This is a genomic window from Thauera butanivorans NBRC 103042, assembly GCF_001591165.1.
Classification (GTDB): Bacteria; Pseudomonadota; Gammaproteobacteria; order Burkholderiales; family Rhodocyclaceae; genus Thauera; species Thauera butanivorans.
Window position 1 is genome coordinate 15795 of record NZ_BCUG01000062.1, and the last position, 15930, is coordinate 31724.

General features: G+C 65.1%; 19 protein-coding genes. 3 read left to right on the forward strand and 16 right to left on the reverse strand.

The genetic code is table 11. From position 1 onward, the window contains the following. Positions 1 to 4 precede the first annotated feature (4 nt). The 5 genes from TBU01S_RS19650 to TBU01S_RS19670 form a co-directional block, all read right to left on the reverse strand. Positions 5 to 1246 carry an ABC transporter substrate-binding protein gene (locus TBU01S_RS19650; protein ID WP_068639197.1) on the reverse strand — a complete coding sequence of 414 codons (1242 nt, stop codon included), beginning with the start codon at positions 1244 to 1246 and terminating at the stop codon, positions 5 to 7. Further along, positions 1243 to 2094, reverse strand: coding sequence for an ABC transporter ATP-binding protein (locus TBU01S_RS19655; protein WP_068639198.1), 852 nt, complete (start codon positions 2092 to 2094; stop codon positions 1243 to 1245). The genes TBU01S_RS19650 and TBU01S_RS19655 overlap by 4 nt, the downstream gene beginning before the upstream one ends. After that, the gene (locus TBU01S_RS19660) at positions 2091 to 3179 is read right to left on the reverse strand and encodes an acyl-CoA dehydrogenase family protein (protein ID WP_068639199.1); all 1089 of its coding nucleotides are present in this window, start codon (positions 3177 to 3179) and stop codon (positions 2091 to 2093) included. Before TBU01S_RS19660 ends, TBU01S_RS19655 begins: the two co-directional genes overlap by 4 nt. After that, positions 3176 to 3736 carry a carboxymuconolactone decarboxylase family protein gene (locus TBU01S_RS19665; protein ID WP_068639200.1) on the reverse strand — a complete coding sequence of 187 codons (561 nt, stop codon included), beginning with the start codon at positions 3734 to 3736 and terminating at the stop codon, positions 3176 to 3178. Before TBU01S_RS19665 ends, TBU01S_RS19660 begins: the two co-directional genes overlap by 4 nt. A 113-nt stretch (positions 3737 to 3849) precedes the next feature. Then, positions 3850 to 4773 (reverse strand): AraC family transcriptional regulator, encoded by a 924-nt coding sequence (locus tag TBU01S_RS19670; RefSeq protein ID WP_068639201.1) that lies wholly within the window; start codon positions 4771 to 4773, stop codon positions 3850 to 3852. A 259-nt stretch (positions 4774 to 5032) separates the two neighbouring features. Here TBU01S_RS19670 and TBU01S_RS19675 point away from each other — a divergent pair, with 259 nt between their 5' ends. After that, positions 5033 to 5557, forward strand: coding sequence for a peroxiredoxin (locus TBU01S_RS19675; RefSeq protein ID WP_068639202.1), 525 nt, complete (start codon positions 5033 to 5035; stop codon positions 5555 to 5557). Between the two features lie 73 nt (positions 5558 to 5630). Here TBU01S_RS19675 and ssuD read toward each other — a convergent pair whose 3' ends face one another. Continuing rightward, positions 5631 to 6773, reverse strand: coding sequence for an FMNH2-dependent alkanesulfonate monooxygenase (gene ssuD, locus TBU01S_RS19680; RefSeq protein ID WP_068639203.1), 1143 nt, complete (start codon positions 6771 to 6773; stop codon positions 5631 to 5633). A 15-nt stretch (positions 6774 to 6788) separates the two neighbouring features. Then, positions 6789 to 7373 carry an FMN reductase gene (gene msuE, locus TBU01S_RS19685; RefSeq protein ID WP_068639204.1) on the reverse strand — a complete coding sequence of 195 codons (585 nt, stop codon included), beginning with the start codon at positions 7371 to 7373 and terminating at the stop codon, positions 6789 to 6791. A gap of 444 nt (positions 7374 to 7817) precedes the next feature. Between msuE and TBU01S_RS19690 the strand changes: the two genes are divergently transcribed. Both TBU01S_RS19690 and TBU01S_RS19695 read left to right on the forward strand, forming a co-directional pair. After that, entirely contained in the window at positions 7818 to 8117 is a 300-nt protein-coding gene (locus tag TBU01S_RS19690) for a hypothetical protein (protein WP_245650992.1), read from the forward strand. A 123-nt stretch (positions 8118 to 8240) separates the two neighbouring features. Continuing rightward, positions 8241 to 8762, forward strand: a complete 522-nt coding sequence (locus tag TBU01S_RS19695; protein ID WP_068639206.1) for a hypothetical protein — start codon at positions 8241 to 8243, stop codon at positions 8760 to 8762. Positions 8763 to 8799: 37 nt separating this feature from the next. On the opposite strand, the gene TBU01S_RS19700 is transcribed toward TBU01S_RS19695, so the two are convergent. From TBU01S_RS19700 to TBU01S_RS24110, 9 genes are all read right to left on the reverse strand, one after another. After that, positions 8800 to 9411 carry a thioredoxin family protein gene (locus TBU01S_RS19700; RefSeq protein ID WP_068639207.1) on the reverse strand — a complete coding sequence of 204 codons (612 nt, stop codon included), beginning with the start codon at positions 9409 to 9411 and terminating at the stop codon, positions 8800 to 8802. A 10-nt stretch (positions 9412 to 9421) separates the two neighbouring features. Next, on the reverse strand, positions 9422 to 10243 hold the full coding sequence (locus tag TBU01S_RS19705) for an ABC transporter permease (RefSeq protein WP_068639208.1): 822 nt from the start codon (positions 10241 to 10243) through the stop codon (positions 9422 to 9424). A gap of 89 nt (positions 10244 to 10332) precedes the next feature. Further along, on the reverse strand, positions 10333 to 11034 hold the full coding sequence (locus TBU01S_RS19710) for an ABC transporter substrate-binding protein (protein WP_245650993.1): 702 nt from the start codon (positions 11032 to 11034) through the stop codon (positions 10333 to 10335). A gap of 125 nt (positions 11035 to 11159) precedes the next feature. Next, entirely contained in the window at positions 11160 to 12440 is a 1281-nt protein-coding gene (locus TBU01S_RS19715; protein ID WP_068639209.1) for an O-acetylhomoserine aminocarboxypropyltransferase/cysteine synthase family protein, read from the reverse strand. 14 nt (positions 12441 to 12454) lie between these two features. Beyond that, on the reverse strand, positions 12455 to 12922 hold the full coding sequence (locus TBU01S_RS19720; protein ID WP_068639210.1) for a CoA-binding protein: 468 nt from the start codon (positions 12920 to 12922) through the stop codon (positions 12455 to 12457). 187 nt (positions 12923 to 13109) lie between these two features. Continuing rightward, on the reverse strand, positions 13110 to 13865 hold the full coding sequence (locus TBU01S_RS19730) for a methyltransferase domain-containing protein (protein ID WP_068639212.1): 756 nt from the start codon (positions 13863 to 13865) through the stop codon (positions 13110 to 13112). A 340-nt stretch (positions 13866 to 14205) separates the two neighbouring features. Continuing rightward, positions 14206 to 15123 (reverse strand): abortive infection family protein, encoded by a 918-nt coding sequence (locus TBU01S_RS23315; protein WP_083953742.1) that lies wholly within the window; start codon positions 15121 to 15123, stop codon positions 14206 to 14208. 82 nt (positions 15124 to 15205) lie between these two features. Beyond that, a complete protein-coding gene (locus TBU01S_RS25020) occupies positions 15206 to 15334 on the reverse strand; it encodes a hypothetical protein (protein WP_281178477.1) in 129 nt (42 codons plus the stop codon). Between the two features lie 21 nt (positions 15335 to 15355). Continuing rightward, positions 15356 to 15930, reverse strand: a 575-nt coding sequence (locus TBU01S_RS24110; RefSeq protein ID WP_157659220.1) for a hypothetical protein, incomplete at its 5' end; no start/stop codon positions are given.

Genomic DNA, 15930 nt, shown 5'->3' on the forward strand with positions numbered 1-15930 from the left:
CGCGTCAGACCGCGATGGTTTCCTGCCGCAGCAGGTCGGCGGGCAGGCCGAAGGCCTGCGGGCCGCCCACACGTTCGATCGCCGTGCGCACGAAGCGGTCATCGACCAGATCGCGGGCGACGAAGGCCGGGTCCAGCGTGGCGAGGAAGGATGCGTCGCCCTCCACCTTGGTGGCGAGCAGGCTGCGCACCAGCTCCTCGGTGTAGGACGGGAAGGGGTAGGGCTGGAAGTCGATGCGGCGCTGGTGCCAGCCCTTGTTGCGGGCGACGCCGCTGGCCTCGTAGCTGGCGTAGTCGGTGGCGGACAGCACTTTCGCCAGGACTTCGACCGAGTGCGGGGTGTAGCGCTTGTCGCCGCTGGCGGCCAGCAGCTTGGCCGCATCGAGCTGGTTGCTGCGCGTCCACAACTGGGCCTTGACGATGGCGTCGGTGACGCGCTGCGCCCATTGCGGGCGTTCGGCGATGTCGCGCTCGGCGAGGAAGGTCACGCAGCAGGCATGGTCCTTCCACACGTCACCGGAGAAGCGCAGGATCTTGCCGACCTTGTTCAGCTCGGCGGCGGCGTTGAACGGGTCGGCGACGATGAAGCCGGCGATGCCCTTGCCGGCGAGCGCCGACACCATCTCGGCCGGTGGCAGCACGATCAGGTTGACCTCGCTGGCGGCGATCGCCGTGCCGCGCGGGCGGGTCACGGCGGTGAGGCCGCTGGCCACCAGCAGCTTTTGCAGCAGGATGTTGTGGATCGAATACCAGAACGGCACCGCTACCGTCTTGCCGCCGAGGCCGGCCACGCTGTCGATGTCGTGCGCGACGGTCAGCGCGGAGCCGTTCATGTGGTTCCACGCCACCACCTTGGCGGGGAATTTCGTGCCGTAGCGCACCCACAGCGTGGTCGGCGACAGCAGGTGGATGACGTTCACCTGGCCGGACACGAAGGCCTCGACGATCTGCGCCCAACTGCGGAACAGGCGCGGCGCCTCGGTGCGCAGGCCTTCGGCCTCGAACAGCCCGCGCGCATGGGCGATGAGCAGCGGCGTGGCGTCGGTGATCGGCAGGTAGCCGATCTTCACCGGCAGGTCGTCGCCCCTGGCCGCCTGCGCCGCGGCGTCGCCCGCGCGCAGCATGGGCACGGCCAGGCCGGCGCCGGTCAGCGCGGACAGGCGCAGGAAGTCGCGGCGGTTCATGCCGCAGCCGCAGGCGGACGACTGGCAGATGTGCGGGCGGGAGGAAGGCGTGGGACGGCTCATGTGGAGGGTTCCTCGTCGGGAGTGGGGGAAGGCGGTACGCCGGTGGCGCTGGCTTCGCGCAAGGCGGAGAGGATGTTCAGCCGCAGCGCGGTGACGGCTTCGGCGTGGGCGTCGCGTGGATGGGGGATGCCGACCGTCCATTCGCGCTCGATGCGGCCGGGCCGGCCTGCCATCAGCAGGATGCGGTCGGCGACCAGGATGGCTTCGTCGATGTCGTGGGTGACCAGCAGCACGGCGGCGTGCCAGCGGCGCACGACGTCGACCAGCAGAGCCTGCATCTCGGCGCGGGTGATCGCGTCGAGGGCGGAAAAGGGTTCGTCGGCGAACAGCAGCTCGGGTTCGCGCGCCAGCGCGCGGGCCAGCGCGACGCGCTGTGCCTGCCCGCCCGACAGTTCGGCTGGCCAGGCCCGTTCATGCGCTGCCAGGCCGACCGCCGCCAGGGCTTCGCGCACGCGCGCCTTGCGTGCGGCGGCATCCGCCGCCGGCTGGTGCTTGAAGTCGAGGCCGAAGCCGGCGTTGTCGAACACGTTGAGCCAGGGCAGCAGGCTGGCTTGCTGGAACACCAGTGCGCTGCGCGGATGCGGCCGCGCCAGCGGCTGGCCGAGAAAACGCACCGTGCCGGCAGCCGGCGCTTCGAGGCCGGCGAGCACGCGCAGCAGCGTCGATTTGCCGCAGCCGCTGCCGCCCAGCAGGCAGACGATCTCGCGCCGGCCGATGGCGAGCGAAACCTCGCCGAAGCCGGCGCCCGAGCGGGCGTAGGCGAAGGACAGGCCCGCGGCATCGAGCACGGCGCTGCTGCCGGTGGCTGCCGCCGGGGCGGGTGCTGTCGTGGCCGGGCGTGCGCTCATGCGGTGACGGTTCCTGCCGGCGGTGCGGCGTGTTTTGCCAGTTCGCCCTGCAATTGGGTAAGGCTGGGGGTGATGACCGGAATGAAAGCGGCTTCGAGCCAGCGGCGGGCGAAACCGGCATTGTGTGCATTCAGGTAGGCGCGACCGCCGGTGGCGTCCAGTTCGAGGCCGAGCGCGGTCTGCACGATTCCGGCGAGGCGGATGCGGATGCGGAACAGGGCGGCGGCCCGGGTGGTGAAGTGTCCGCCGGCGAGTCCGGTGCGCAGCTCGGCGGCCAGCGTTTCCAGTTCGCCGGAGGTGGCGTCGATACGCGGTATCACCAGCGCGTGTGCGCCTTTCGCCTGCGCGCCCGCGCTGCGCAGCGCGATCCGCGCCAGGCCGATCGACATGCCGAGTTGCAGCGCGAGGAAGGCCGGGCGTACCTGCGGGCAGAAACTGCGCGCATCGGGGTGGAGAATCTGGTCGTCGCCGATCGAGGCGGCTTCGATCGCCACCGCGGCGGTATTGCTGCCGCGCAGCGCCAGCAGGTCGAGATCGGCGCTGCGGCTGATGCCGGGCTGGCTGTCGGTCAACGCCACCACCATCGGCGTGGCGTCGGCGCGCTGTACGGCGGCGGCGACGACGAAGCCGGCCTTGCGCAGATTGGTGACCCACGGCAGCGTGCCGTCGAGCTGCCAGCGTCCCCGGTCGGGCGTCGCGGCGATCTGAAGGGATTCGATGCCCGACAGGAACTTCATCGCGTTCGACAGCCCGCTGGCGCCGGCGAAGCTGCCGTCGAGCAGCGCGGCGAGCCAGCGTTCGCGGGCGGTGTCGTTCGGCGTCTGCAACAGGAATTCGATGAAAGTGCGCTGGCCCCAGAACACGAAGGCGGCGCTCAGCGAGCGTTCGGCGACGGCGGCGATCGCTTCCACCGCATCGAAGCCGTCGCCGCCGTCGCCGCCCAGCGCCTGCGGCACGCCGATGCGGAACAGGCCGCGCCGGCCCAGCTCGGGCACGACCCGTTCGGCATCGGCGTTGCCGCGGTTCAGCGCCTCGGCATGGGTGTCGAACCAGTCGAGGGCGGTAGCGTCGACGCGCGCATTCATGCTTGCAGCACTCCGGGGCGGAAATCCTGCAACTGCGGGTTGATGTCGTTGCGGGCGAGATTGTTGGCGAAGTTGCACAGCGTCGCCAGGCTGACGCCGAGCACCACTTCGAGCACCTGGGCCGGCGTGAAGCCGGCGTCGGTGAAGGCTTTCAACTCGCCGTCGCCGACCGCGCCCCGGCTGGCGACGAGGGCGCGGGTGAAGGCCGCGAGGGCGTCGAAGCGGGCATTGCCGGTCGCGCCGCGCTGTTGCAGGGCGACCACGGCGGCGGTGTCGAAGCCGGCTTTCTTCAGCGCGATCGCCGAATGGCCGCTGACGCAGAACTCGCAGCCATGCAGGCTGGCGGCGGTGATCTGCACGACTTCGCGCTCGGCCAGCGTCAGGCTGCTGCGGGCGTTGATGTCGCCGACGGTGAAATAGGTTTCGAGCGCGGCGGGGGCGTTGGCCAGCACGCCGATCAGGTTGGGCACGAAGCCGTTGGCGGTTTGCGCGCGCTCGATGAAGGGGCGGCTGGCTTCGGGTGCGGTGTCGAGGGTTTGCAGTGGGAGCCGGGACATGGTGTTCGATCCTTGGTGTGGGTTGCGCCATTGTCCGAAGGGCGGTGTGGCGGCGCTATGCGCGTCTGTCGCTGTTTCTTGTTCGATCGTCCAGCGCGCGGGGGGCGAGACATTCAGTGCATGCCGTGCGCGGCCTGCCGGCGCGCGCGCTGGTAGGCGCCGGGCTGCTCGCCGATCACCTTGTGGAAGGCGCGCGTGAATGCCGCCGGCGACTGGTAGCCGACGCGCTCGGCGGCGCGGGTGACGCTGTCGCCGTCGCGCAGGTGGCGCGCCGCGATGGTCATGCGCAGCGACAGCAGGAACTGCGCGGGCGGCTGGCCGCTGGCGTCGACGAAATGCTTGAAGAAGCTGGCGCGCGACATGTTGGCGATGCGCGCCATGTCGTCGACCGACCAGTCGCGGCCGGGCTCGTCGAGCAGCCGTTCGAGCAGCGGCGCGAACTGCGGCCGGCCCGCCACGGCCCACAGGCCGGCCTCGATCCGTTCCTGCGCGGCCATCTCGCGGATCAGGTAGAACAGCAGCAGCTCGGTCAGGCGCGCGATCAGCGGGGACGCCGCCGGGGTGCCGCGGTCCGCTTCCGCGCGGATGAGGTCGAACAGCGGCGCCGCGGCGCGCAGCGTGCCGGAGCCCGCGCGCAGCACCAGCAGGCCGGGAAAGGATTCGACGAGGAAGGCCCCCGCCAGCCCGCGGAAGTCGAAGAAGCCGCAGGCCAGGCTGGTGCCGTCCGGCTGGACGGGCTGCATCGGCCGCATCGGGCGCGGCACGCAGTCCGGCCCTGGATGGCGCCCGGGCGTCAGCGAGTGGGGGCGGTCACGCAGCAGGAACACCGCGTCGCCTTCGCCCAGCGGCAGCGGCCCGGCCCCGCCGCCGAGGTGCAGGAAGCAATCGCCGCGCAGGATGAGGTGGAAGCTCGCGCGTGCGCGGCCGGCCGTCGAGGCGCGCCATGCGCCGCAATACTGGCCGACGTGGAAGACGGTGGTGTCGAGTTCGAGGCCGCTGACCAGCCAATGGACGAGTCGGTCGGTATCGGGCTTCATGCGCGGTCGTCATCTGCGTGAATCGGTGGCGCGATTGTCCGCATGGGCCCGGGAAGCGGAACCAAGAAAATCAGCTTAGCTTTCCATCGGCCGCAAGGGGCTGGCGATGCGGCGCCGGGCGGGCATCATTCCGTGCCGCGCGCAAGAACATTTCGGCGGAACCGAAAAAATACGAATCAAATGATGGTTTGCACACAGCGAGCGAATGAAGCGATGATTCGGGGAACCGGTTCCGTCGCGCAAGGCCAAGGAGATCATCGTGTTCAAATATGTCAGGCAATTTCTTCCGGGCGTGTGCGTGGCGCTGCTTGCGCTGCCGGGCCATGCGCTCGAAGTTGGCGACCAGGCCCCTGATTTCGATCTGCCCGGCTCCGACGGCAAGCACTACAAGCTGGCCGACTATCGCGGCAAGCAGGCCGTGGTGCTGGCCTGGTTTCCGAAGGCCTATACCTATGGCTGCACCATCGAATGCAAATCGCTGGCCGAGAACGGCCATCTCATCCGCGAATACGACGTGAGCTACTTCATGGCCAGCGTCGATCCCCTGCTCGACAACAAGGGCTTTGCCAAGGAAACGGGTGCCGACTTTCCCCTGCTCAGCGATGAGGACAAGTCGGTGGCCAAGGCCTATGGCGTGCTGCACGACAGAGGCTACGCAAAGCGCCACACTTTCTACATCGGCAAGGACGGCAGGATTCTGCAGATAGACGACAAGGTCAGGCCCGAGACTTCCGCCGAGGACATGGCGGCAATGCTGGGCCGGCTCGGCGTGGAGCGGCGCTAGCGCAGGTCCGCGCCGTTGGCGGCCGGCCAGACGCGGCCGGGCTCGTCCAACGGCGGTGCTTCGTGCGCGCGATTCAGGCGGCTGCCTTTTGCGGTGCGCTCACCGTGCTGGCGTCGAAGGGGCCGCCGGTGATGACCTGGTCCTGGATCGTCACCGGCTTCTTGCCCGGCAGCAGCGGGAACACCAGCTCGGCGAAGCGCCAGGCTTCCTCCAGGTGCGGGTAGCCCGACAGCACGAAGGTGTCGACGCCGAGGTCGGCGTATTCCTTCAATCGTGCGGCCACGGTCTGCGGGTCGCCGACCAGCGCCGTGCCGGCGCCGCCGCGCACCAGTCCCACGCCCGCCCACAGGTTGGGGCTCACTTCGAGCTTGTCGCGGCGTCCGCCGTGCAGTGCCGCCATGCGGCGCTGGCCCTCGGAGTCCATCGAGGCGAAGCGCGCCTGGACCTTGGCGATGGTGTCGTCGTCCAGCCGGCTGATGAGCTTGTCGGCTTCCGCCCAGGCCTCCTCGTTGGTTTCGCGCACGATCACGTGCAGGCGCACGCCGAAGCGCGGCTTGCGTCCCCGCCGGGCGGCACGGGCGCGCACGTCGGCGATCTTTTCCGCCACCGCGGCGGGCGGTTCGCCCCAGGTCAGGTAGGCATCCACCTGTTCCGCAGCCAGATCGTGCGCCGCATTCGACGATCCGCCGAAATACAGCGGCGGGTGCGGCTGCTGCACCGCGGGGAAGAGCAGTTGGGCGCCTTTCACCTGGTGATGCTCGCCGTCGAAATCGACCGTCTCGCCCTGCAGCAGCCGGCGCCAGATGCTCAGGAATTCCCCGGCCTCGTCGTAGCGCGCGTCGTGGTCGAGGAAGATGCCGTCGCCGGCCAGTTCCGCCGAGTCGCCGCCGGCCACCACGTTCAGCAACAGCCGGCCCCGGGTCGCCTGATCCAGCGTCGCCGCCATGCGCGCGGCGGCAGTCGGCTTGGTCAGCGCGGTGCGCAGCGCCACCAGCAGCTTCAGTTTGTGCGTCACAGGAGCGACGCTGCTGGCGACGACCCAGGGATCGAGGCAGCCGCTGCCGGTGGGGATCAGGATGCCGTCGTAGCCGAGCTTGTCGGCGGCGACCGCGATCTGCTGCATGTAGTCGATGGTGACCGGCCGGCCGGAATTGGATTTGCCCAGGTAGCGGGTGTCGCCGGAAGTGGGCAGGAACCAGAAGATGTCGAGGCTCATGGCGTGTGTCCTCGCTCAGGCGGCGGCGCGCACGGACTTCGGCGCCTCCGCCGGGGCGTGGGCCCGCTTGCGCAGGAAGGGGCGGGCGCGCTTGGCGGCGAGCTCGATGCGCGCGCGCAGCGAGGGGCTGTCGACCTTGTAGTCCCGGATCTCGGCTTCGTTGGCATAGACGCCGATCGGCAGCGTGTGGGCCTGGAAGAAGCTGAACAGCGGCCGCAACTGGTGCTCGATGACCAGCGCGTGGCGGTCGCTGCCGCCGGTGGCCGCCAGCAGCACCGGCACGTCGATGAGGGCGTTCTGATCGACGAAGTCGAACAGGTGCTTGAACAGGCCGGTGAAGGAGGCCCGATAAACCGGGCTCGCCACCACCAGGAAGTCGGCCGACTCGATGGCGGCGATGTCGGCCTTGATGTCCTCCGGCAGCTGGGACGGATAGAGGGCGCCGGCCAGTCGGGGGCCGATGTTGCCGAGTTCAATCAGGCGGGCACTGATCGGCGCCTGTTCGGCCAGCGTGTCGATCAATGCCTCGACCACGCTCAGGGTGCGGGACGGGCGTTGCAGGCTGCCGGATACGGCAACGACTTTGATGGGGGGGCTCAAGGGAAATCTCCTGTCGTGTTGGATGCGGGTCGTGCCGCCGGAATGGAAATGCCGCGCGGTTTTCCGCTTGCCTCGAAGAGTCTAGGGACAGGCGCAAAAAGCGAGAACGAATCTTTATCGATAAGAATTGCTGGATTTCATCGTTGCTGGATCGGGCGGGGCGTCGATCTGCAGCGGATTGACCGATCTCCCTGGAGCGTCAGCGTTTTGAAGGCGCCGCGGCGAAAGCATCACACTGGAACCGGAAAATGCAAATCCGATTAACTTGGTTCGCGTTTCGCCGCTTCTTGCCTATCTTTTCTTCCCGGCATCCATGAATTGCCCGGCTTGCCCCGGAATGGGAAACGGAAATGCGGAAACGGAAATGCTCGGGGCATTCCGGATGGAATTCCGCCGAGCCGGGGCACGCATGGATCGATATCCCATGTCAGCGGAGAAAGGAAAATGAGAGCACTCGTGGTAGGAGCGGACCGGGTGGACGCGATCAGGAACGAACTCATCCACTCGGCGCATCTCGGCATCACCTGCGCCGAACATTGGTCGGGACGCCATGTGCATGAGAACCGCAAGCCGATTCCCATCGATACCCGCGTCGTCGTGGTGCTGTGCAACCGGGTCAGCCACGACCTGCTGTACAGCATCAAGCGCCAGGCGGCGAGCCGCGACCTGGTGCTGGTGTTCTGCCGGCACTCGGTGGTCGATCTGCGCGACAAGCTGTCGCGGGTGGCTGTTCGCGTCCATTGACGGGTTCCTTCGGCGGGGTGCCGCTTTGCCGCCTGGACTACGCCTGCCGGTGTTCTATGATTGCCTGATAAAGGCGGCGCGGGCTCGGCTGGGTGAGCGCTTCGACTGGCAGGAGAGCAGATCATGACCACGCAGTCCGACGAACCCGTTTCCGGCACCGTGCACTCCGAAGCACTGGCGCTCGAGAAGATACTGGCGGTGATCGAAGTTTCGCTCCATGTTCCGGGCGAGGATTTCAGCGATGCGCAGGTTGCCGCGAGGGGCTTTCAATATCTGCTGGCGCGGGAATTCAAGCGGCAGCAGCCGGCGCTGGCACTGCTCTACGATCTCGAGTTCGTAGGAACCGGATTGCGGCGCGGAAGCTACATCTTCGACTGGAAAGTTCTGGTCAAGGCAAAGCAGCGCGTGGCCTCCGCGCTGGCCGACCCGGCGACGGCCGTCATGCTGACGGCGGTCCTGGCGCTGCCGGGCGCGATCGAGAACTCCATCGGGCTATGGGAGCGGCTGTTCCCGCCGGTGCAGCAGCACTTGATGGATGACTTCCCTCATGCTCCGCCAGTCGTGACCATCGTCGTGATCCGCAAGCCGGATGACCGGGATACGTTCACTGGCCGTGGCGGGGAATTCGACCTGGATGATGCATGACGGTTGCCCGCCATGCGGGATGGGGCGTGGCATCTCCTCAGTCGGCGGGCTGCCAGTGGCTGAAAGGCGTGTCCTCGTAGGCCTTTTCGCGCACGTAGCGCGCCAGCCGGATCCACTGCGCGGCATCTCCCGCACTGCCCAGCTGGCGGGCGACCGGCAGGCCGTCGAGGTCGTAGAACACCAGGGTCGGCAAGGCGAAGACGCGCTCGCTGCGGGCGAACTCGGCCTGCTGCGTGGCCTGGTCGTCGAAGTCCCTGAGCGGCAGCGGCTGGTCGGCCATCAGGCTGGCCGTGACGAAATCGCGTTCGTAGGCCTTGCGCAGGCCGCTGTCCCTGAAGGTCGTGGCGCGCAGCTTTGCGCATTCGCCGCAGCCTTCCATCTCGAATAGCACGGCAACGCCCTGGCGCCCGCTGCTGCGGGCCTGTTCGAGCGCCGCGGCGAGGTCGGCGCTCGGCGGGAAGAAGCCGTCATGCTGCTTGCCGGCGGGCGCCGTGCCTGCCTGCAGGGAGCCGGCGACGATGCATAGCGCCAGCAGGATGGCGATCGTGACGGCGGACCACAGCCGCGGCTGCGCCCGCGCGCCGGCGGCGTCGATCCGGGGCGCGGCGGGGCAGGCAAGGATTCCGTGGCGAGGCGGCAGGGTTTTCATGCCGGAGCCCTCAGCGCAGCCAGAACAAGGTGCGGTGGCGCAGCTTGTCCAGCAGGGTCATCGCGCCCCAGGTCACGACGCCGGTGTACAGGATGCCGGCCACCATGCGCGGATAGTCGGCGAAGTCGGCGTAGTACTGCACGAAGCGGCCCAGCCCGGCATTGGCGCCGAACAGCTCCGCCACCGTGAGCAGGATGAAGGAGAAGCCCAGGCCCACCGCCATGCCGGAAAAGATGTGCGGCAGGCTGGCCGGGAAGACCACCTTGCGCAGATACTCGAGGTGCGTGAAGCCGAGCACGCGCGCGTTGTCGCGGTGCCGGCCTTCCACCGACAGCGCGCCGGCGGCCGCATTGTGGAAGATGGGCCAGAAGGCGCCGAGGAACACCACGAAAGTGGCCGACAGATGGAAGGTGGGCAGCACCGCGATGGCGTAGGGGATGAACACGGTGGGCGGAATCGGTGCGGCCACCTTGGCGAAGGGGAAGAAGGTGCGTGCCAGCCAGGGGGTGGTGCCGGCCAGCAGGCCGAAGGCGATGCCCAGCACCAGTGCTCCGGCATAGCCCGGCAGCAGGATCAGGAAGGACGAGACGGTGCCGCGACCCAGTTCCGGCAGCGAGTCCCACAGCGCCTGGAACACCACGGCCGGGGGCGGCAGCAGCGGGTTGCCTTCGCCGGACAGGGCGCTGCCGCCGATCTGCCAGGCCAGCAGCAGGGCGGCGGCAAATGCCCACGGCTCCCAGACGAAGCCGGCGGGAAGTCGTGGGCGGGAGGCGGTGCCGTGTTTGCCGCCTGCATCGGCGGGCAGGGTCAGGGCCTTCTGCGGGGCGCTCATGATCGTGGTTCCTGGTATTCAGATTGCATCTTGGCGATGAGGCGGCGTTCCCGCCGGAGCGGGAACGCTGGAGCGTGTGCGCCGGGCCCTCAGGCCGCTTCCAGATGGGCCAGCGTGGCCGGGTTCTTGAGCTTGTCGGACTTCACCACCAGACGGCAGCAGGGGTGGCCCGGCTGCAGCTCGCTGGAACGGATCACCACCTGCAGGCCCTGGCGTTCGGCGCGGATGTCGTGCGGGCCCCACACCACGCCGGCATCGACCTGGCCGGACTTCACCGCTTCGAGCACCGCTGGCGGATTCTTCAGCTCGAAGATCTGCACGTCCTTGCGCCAGTCCAGCGCCGCCTGGTTGAGTGCCCCGCGCAGCACCGCATCGCCGGTCGCCAGGCGGATGGTGGCGATCTTCTTGCCCTTGAGGTCGCCGATGGTGCGCACGCTGGCGGCGTTCTCGGGCTTGACGATGATCGCCGCATCCTCGCCCATGATGCCGCCAATGATCTTCAGGTCGGCGCCGCGGGCGTAATGCACCAGCGGGGCGGTGGTGCCGAAGGCGCCGATGTCGAGCTTGCTGGAGACCACCGCATGCAGGCCGTCGGCGGAATTGACGAATTCCACCAGCTCCACCTCCAGCCCTTCCTGCTTGAAGAAGCCGCGTTCCTGGGCAACGAAGAACTTGGCATGGCCGGTCACCGGCAGGTAGCCGACGGCCAGTTTCTCCGCATGCGCCACGCCGGTGCTCACGGCCAGGGTCAGCGCAGCCAGGCCGGCGCGCAGGAGGCGGGTTGCTTTCATCATCGATCCTCTGTGTCTGGAAGAAGCGCACGCTGCAGCGCAACAGAGGCAATGTTAGAAAGCGGAGCCGCCGCCGCGAACCAAGAAAATTTCAGTTGGAAAGCAGAAAACGGGAAAAGGGGGCGTCAGGCCCTGCTCAGCGCCTGGTCGATGTCCCACAGGATGTCGTCCAGGGTTTCCAGGCCGACCGACAGGCGGATCAGGTCGGGCGGCACGCCGGCCGCCACCTGCTGCTCTTCGGAGAGCTGGCGGTGGGTGGTGGAGGCGGGGTGGATGACCAGGGTCTTGGCGTCGCCGATGTTGGCGAGGTGGGACAGGAATTCGACCGAATCGATGAACTTCTGCCCGGCGGCGGCACCGCCCTTGATGCCGAAGCTCAGCACCGCGCCGGCGCCGCGCGGCAGGTATTTCTTCGCCAGGTCGTGGTAGCGGCTGCTTTCCAGGCCGGGGTAATTGACCCAGGCGACCTTGGGGTGCGATTCCAGATGGCGGGCCACCGCCAGCGCGTTGGCGCAGTGGCGGTCCATGCGCAGCGGCAGGGTCTCGACGCCCTGCAGCAGCTGGAAGGCGGCGAAGGGCGAGAGCACCGGGCCGAAGGTGCGCATGCCTTCCATGCGGCACTTCATCGTGAAGCCGAAGTCGCCGAAGGTCTCGAAGAAGCGCACGCCGTGGTAGCCGGGCGAGGGATCGGTCATGCTCGGGAACTTGCCGTTGTCCCACGGGAACTTGCCGGATTCGACGATCACGCCGCCCATCGTGGTGCCGTGGCCGCCGAGGAACTTGGTCGCCGAATGGACGCTGATCGCGGCGCCCCATTCGAAGGGCCGGCACAGGTAGGGGCTGGCGAAGGTGTTGTCGATGAACAGCGGCAGGCCGGCGCCGTTGGCGATCTGCGCCACCGCCTCGATGTCGAGCACGTTGAGCGAGGGGTTGCCCAGGGTTTCGGCATACACGGCCTTGGTTCTGGGCGTGATCGCGCGGGCGAAGTTCTCCGGCTCGTCCGGATCGACGAACACGGTGTCGATGCCGAGCTTGCGGAAATTGACGTCGAGCTGGGTGTGGGTGCCGCCGTACAGCGTGCGCGCGGCGACGATCTGGTCGCCGGCCTCGCAGATGTTGAGCAGCGCGATCATCTGTGCCGCCATGCCGCTGCCGGTGGCCAGCGCGGCGCGGCCCGCTTCGAGCGCGGCGATCCGCTCCTCGAACACCGCGACGGTGGGATTCGAGATGCGCGAATAGACGTTGCCGAAGGTCTGCAGGTTGAAGAGGCTGGCCGCTTCTTCAGGGCTGTCGAAGACGTAGGAGGTGGTCTGGTAGATGGGGACGGCGCGGCTGCCGGTGGCCGCGTCGGGAATCTGGCCGGCGTGCAGGCACAGGGTGTCGAAGCCGTATTGATGGTCTGCCATGTTCGGAATCCTGCTCAGGGAAGCCAGCGGGGGCGGCGGGCGGAAATCACCTTGGTGTTGACGCCGAACCAGTTGAGGCCGCCGAAGAGGCGGGCATACTCGATCTTGACGCAGCGGTCCATGATCACGGTGAGGCCGGCCGCCTCGGCCTTGCGCCTGGCTTCCTCGTTGATGACGCCGATCTGCAGCCACAGCGTGCGGGCGCCGATGGCGATCGCCTGTTCGGCGACCGCCAGCGCATCGGCGGGCTTGCGGAACACGTCGACGATGTCGACCTTGTCCGGGATCGAGGCGAGGTCGGGATAGCTTTTCTCGCCAAGGATTTCGGGGTACTTCGGGTTGACCGGGATGATCCGGTAGCCGTGCGCCTGCATGTACTTGGCGGCGAAGTAGGACGGCCGGAACCAGTCGGCCGACAGGCCGACGACGGCGATGGTGCGGGATTCGTGGAGAACCCGGCGCAGGGTCTGGATGTCGCTCATGCTCGTTCGGTCCGCTTGCTGGAGTTACCGGGGCGGGACGCATGATACCGAGTGTGGTGACGATTGCCGATGGTCCATGCGCTCGAAGCTGGCGATCAGGCCACTGATTTCGATGCGCATGAAATGTCTGATTCGAGAACCGGTCACGCTTGGGCGTGATCAGTGGGAGAAGAAGATGGGGGCATGATCAACGGCGCGTCGCCTCGAAGCTGATGATTTGATCGCCCTGGCGCGGTGGACGTCCATGCTGGTAATCGCCCGACGCCACCACGTCCACGAAGCCAGCCTCCCGCAACGCGAACGCCAACTCCGCGACGCCCCACCAGCGCAAGTGAAACAGGTCGAGTTCGGTACCCAGCAGCGCGCCATCCCGCCAGTGTTCGTAGCGCAGATGAGAAAGGGTCGTTTGCCTGATGTGATCGATCCCGGCCCGCTGGCTGATCAGCGTCAGCAGTTCGTTCTCTTTCACCACCCAACTGCGCGCGGAACCCGAATCTTCCATGATGCTTTCGATGGAGTCGATGTCCAGGATCAGCCTTCCACCAGGCAGCAGATGATCGTGAAACCGCTTGAGCACGGCCATGGCCGAAGTGGTATCCGTGATCAACTGGAATGATCCTGCCGGCAGGATGATGGCTGCGAAGCGTCGTTCGTAGTGGAAGTTATCGAATGTCTGGCATGTCAGCGGCGTGGGCAGGCGTCGCTTCAGGCACTCCTGCTGGCAGTATTCGATCATGTCTTGCGACGCATCGAAGCCTTCGATAGCCAAACCCGCCTCCAGTAGCGGCACGAAGATTCGGCCATTGCCGACGGCAGGTTCCAGAACAGCGCCATCGCATCCGGTCAGACGCTGCCGGTAGTATTCCTGATCACCGAAGGAGTGACCGATGGGTTTGTCCAGGTGATAGACCCAGGAAGCGAGTTTTCCGTATCTGTTGTGCATGTTGTTTTCGTATTGGGGTGAGTCAGACCGACCGGCTGAGAGCCTGGCTAACCTGATGGCCGACCATGAAGGGTGTCGCGGCTGATCCCCGCGCCCCGGCCGCGCCGATGAATGATTGAGGCCAGCCGGAGCGGTGAGTCGCATGGCCCCGGCACGTGCGTGCCGAGCAAGGCCGATTGGGGAAAGGCAGTCTGTTCTGTCCTTGTCCATCGCGATGTCGGCAGTCCAGAAGCGGTCACGCCCAGGCGTGATCAGCAGGAGAAGAAGATGCGTGCATGATCAACGGCTGCTGTCTGCAGAAAACAGTTGACGGGAAGTCCCTTGGGGATGGGTTGGGCGTCTACTTCTTTGCAGCATCTGCTTCCGCCATTAGAAGGATGCTGCTGGCGGTAAGATTTAGCGCATAGCGAGCAAAATATTCTGGGACAGCAATGCTCTCAGTGCCCTGACCGTGTCCACCTAGCTTATTTCGCACCGCTGGCACTCCACTTTCCAGCAACGACCGAACAGCGCCCATTTGGCTCTCCAGAAATGACGGGAGAAGCCCTTCAGACAGACAAGTGTTAATTAGTGCCTTTGCTGTATCTGTAGGCTGTGTTTTCCATCCACGCTTTGCGCAGATTGCCTTCAGCGTGCTTTCAAATGATTTCAGCGCATCGACTAGGCACTCTTTGTAACGACCGTGACGATAATGCTCATGCGCCTTAAGAAACTCCTCGTTTGCGCCCTTGAACTTGCTATCACGGAGGATTGCCAGAGTTGGCTTGACCGCTTCTGAATGAATGAAGTCAGAGTCAACGCGTATTAATTCGGACGACTCGAACTGGAATCCTATTCCATGCTCTTTGAATCTTCCGTTTAACTCTGCAATGGCATCATCTGGCTCAATCTTTGCCCCGCTATTGTGCGGGTAGTGATTCCTGACATAGGTGTCAATAAGTTTGAATGAAAGCTCTATTACGTCGAGTGCTCTTTCAACCGATTCTTCCGCCAAGAAGAAATTGAGAACTGACTCATCCAGTGAACGAGGCCGTTTTGTTAACTCAAACAACCCATACTCACGGCATAACGTGTTGTTAATAAATTCATACGTTTTTGACGCGTGTTCGCTGCCGTAGTAGTCAACGCCAAGCGCATCCCGAATGATGTGGACGACCTGGACTCGAAGTGCATTCGGTAGATCGTCATAGGTATAAACATCGGGGAACTCACCCCGAAGCCTGCGCTGACGTTTGGAGAATAGATCGAAGATTCCCATAGTCTCAATATCCTGACGCCCAACGTCGCCTTCAGCGGAGCAGGCGCGTAAGCGACTGCGTCCGCTGCAAGGCCTTGTTATGTCATTCCTCTTTTTCAGCATTGACACTTGGAATATCAATACTCTCTTGAACGAGAACTAGACTTGGTGCTTCGATAATCTCTGGCACTTCTTCAGCACCCGAATCTTCACTATCATTTTCATTACACATACTCTTCTCCCTTAGAGTCAACTAAGACCAACCATGCACTACAAGCATGACGACAAAGGTAAGGAAACAATAACCTGTAAAAACAATCTCACTGTATGCTTTTTTTACATACTCCAACTTATTCAAATACTCTCTTTCACGAATCTTCGCTGCTTCTGAATAGCGCTTGGCTAGAGCCAGACGGATAGATTCAAGATTTTTAGAATTGAACATTTCTATCACATCTTCTCCGTGTGGCATTTTTGCGACATCTTGTAATTTTATGCTTCGGAATACCATACTCCAAGCAGATACCAAGCCTAATAGAGTGAATGCCATTGAGATCAGTACAAGCCATGAAGTAAAACCAGAAGGCGGTAGAACTTCAGTAATAACATATCGAATTAAAAAGACAAATGCGCTTATCGCGATTGTTATTGAAGCAAGATATTTCACAGCCTTGTCTTCAAGCTTCCCAGACCTGTCTCGCTCCTCCGAATATTGCTTCTCCATGTATTCGAACAGCGCCTTGTATTTTTCACGATCCATCAGGTTGTTCTCTGCAGGGCATAACGCCTGAATTAAGCCGCGCCGCGAAGCGGCGTCGGCTTGAATGA

Excerpts from the sequence above, each read along its gene's own strand:
- TBU01S_RS19660 (WP_068639199.1), bottom strand. The coding sequence starts at position 3,179 with ATGAATGCGCGCGTCGACGCTACCGCCCTCGACTGGTTCGACACCCAT.
- TBU01S_RS19690 (WP_245650992.1), top strand. The coding sequence starts at position 7,818 with ATGAGAGCACTCGTGGTAGGAGCGGACCGGGTGGACGCGATCAGGAAC.
- TBU01S_RS19700 (WP_068639207.1), bottom strand. The coding sequence starts at position 9,411 with ATGAAAACCCTGCCGCCTCGCCACGGAATCCTTGCCTGCCCCGCCGCG.
- TBU01S_RS25020 (WP_281178477.1), bottom strand. The coding sequence starts at position 15,334 with ATGTGTAATGAAAATGATAGTGAAGATTCGGGTGCTGAAGAAGTGCCA.
- TBU01S_RS19715 (WP_068639209.1), bottom strand. The coding sequence starts at position 12,440 with ATGGCAGACCATCAATACGGCTTCGACACCCTGTGCCTGCACGCCGGC.
- TBU01S_RS23315 (WP_083953742.1), bottom strand. The coding sequence starts at position 15,123 with ATGGGAATCTTCGATCTATTCTCCAAACGTCAGCGCAGGCTTCGGGGT.
- TBU01S_RS19695 (WP_068639206.1), top strand. The coding sequence starts at position 8,241 with ATGACCACGCAGTCCGACGAACCCGTTTCCGGCACCGTGCACTCCGAA.
- TBU01S_RS19665 (WP_068639200.1), bottom strand. The coding sequence starts at position 3,736 with ATGTCCCGGCTCCCACTGCAAACCCTCGACACCGCACCCGAAGCCAGC.
- TBU01S_RS19730 (WP_068639212.1), bottom strand. The coding sequence starts at position 13,865 with ATGCACAACAGATACGGAAAACTCGCTTCCTGGGTCTATCACCTGGAC.
- ssuD (WP_068639203.1), bottom strand. The coding sequence starts at position 6,773 with ATGAGCCTCGACATCTTCTGGTTCCTGCCCACTTCCGGCGACACCCGC.
- TBU01S_RS19670 (WP_068639201.1), bottom strand. The coding sequence starts at position 4,773 with ATGAAGCCCGATACCGACCGACTCGTCCATTGGCTGGTCAGCGGCCTC.
- TBU01S_RS19720 (WP_068639210.1), bottom strand. The coding sequence starts at position 12,922 with ATGAGCGACATCCAGACCCTGCGCCGGGTTCTCCACGAATCCCGCACC.
- TBU01S_RS19655 (WP_068639198.1), bottom strand. The coding sequence starts at position 2,094 with ATGAGCGCACGCCCGGCCACGACAGCACCCGCCCCGGCGGCAGCCACC.
- TBU01S_RS19650 (WP_068639197.1), bottom strand. The coding sequence starts at position 1,246 with ATGAGCCGTCCCACGCCTTCCTCCCGCCCGCACATCTGCCAGTCGTCC.
- TBU01S_RS19705 (WP_068639208.1), bottom strand. The coding sequence starts at position 10,243 with ATGAGCGCCCCGCAGAAGGCCCTGACCCTGCCCGCCGATGCAGGCGGC.
- TBU01S_RS19710 (WP_245650993.1), bottom strand. The coding sequence starts at position 11,034 with ATGAAAGCAACCCGCCTCCTGCGCGCCGGCCTGGCTGCGCTGACCCTG.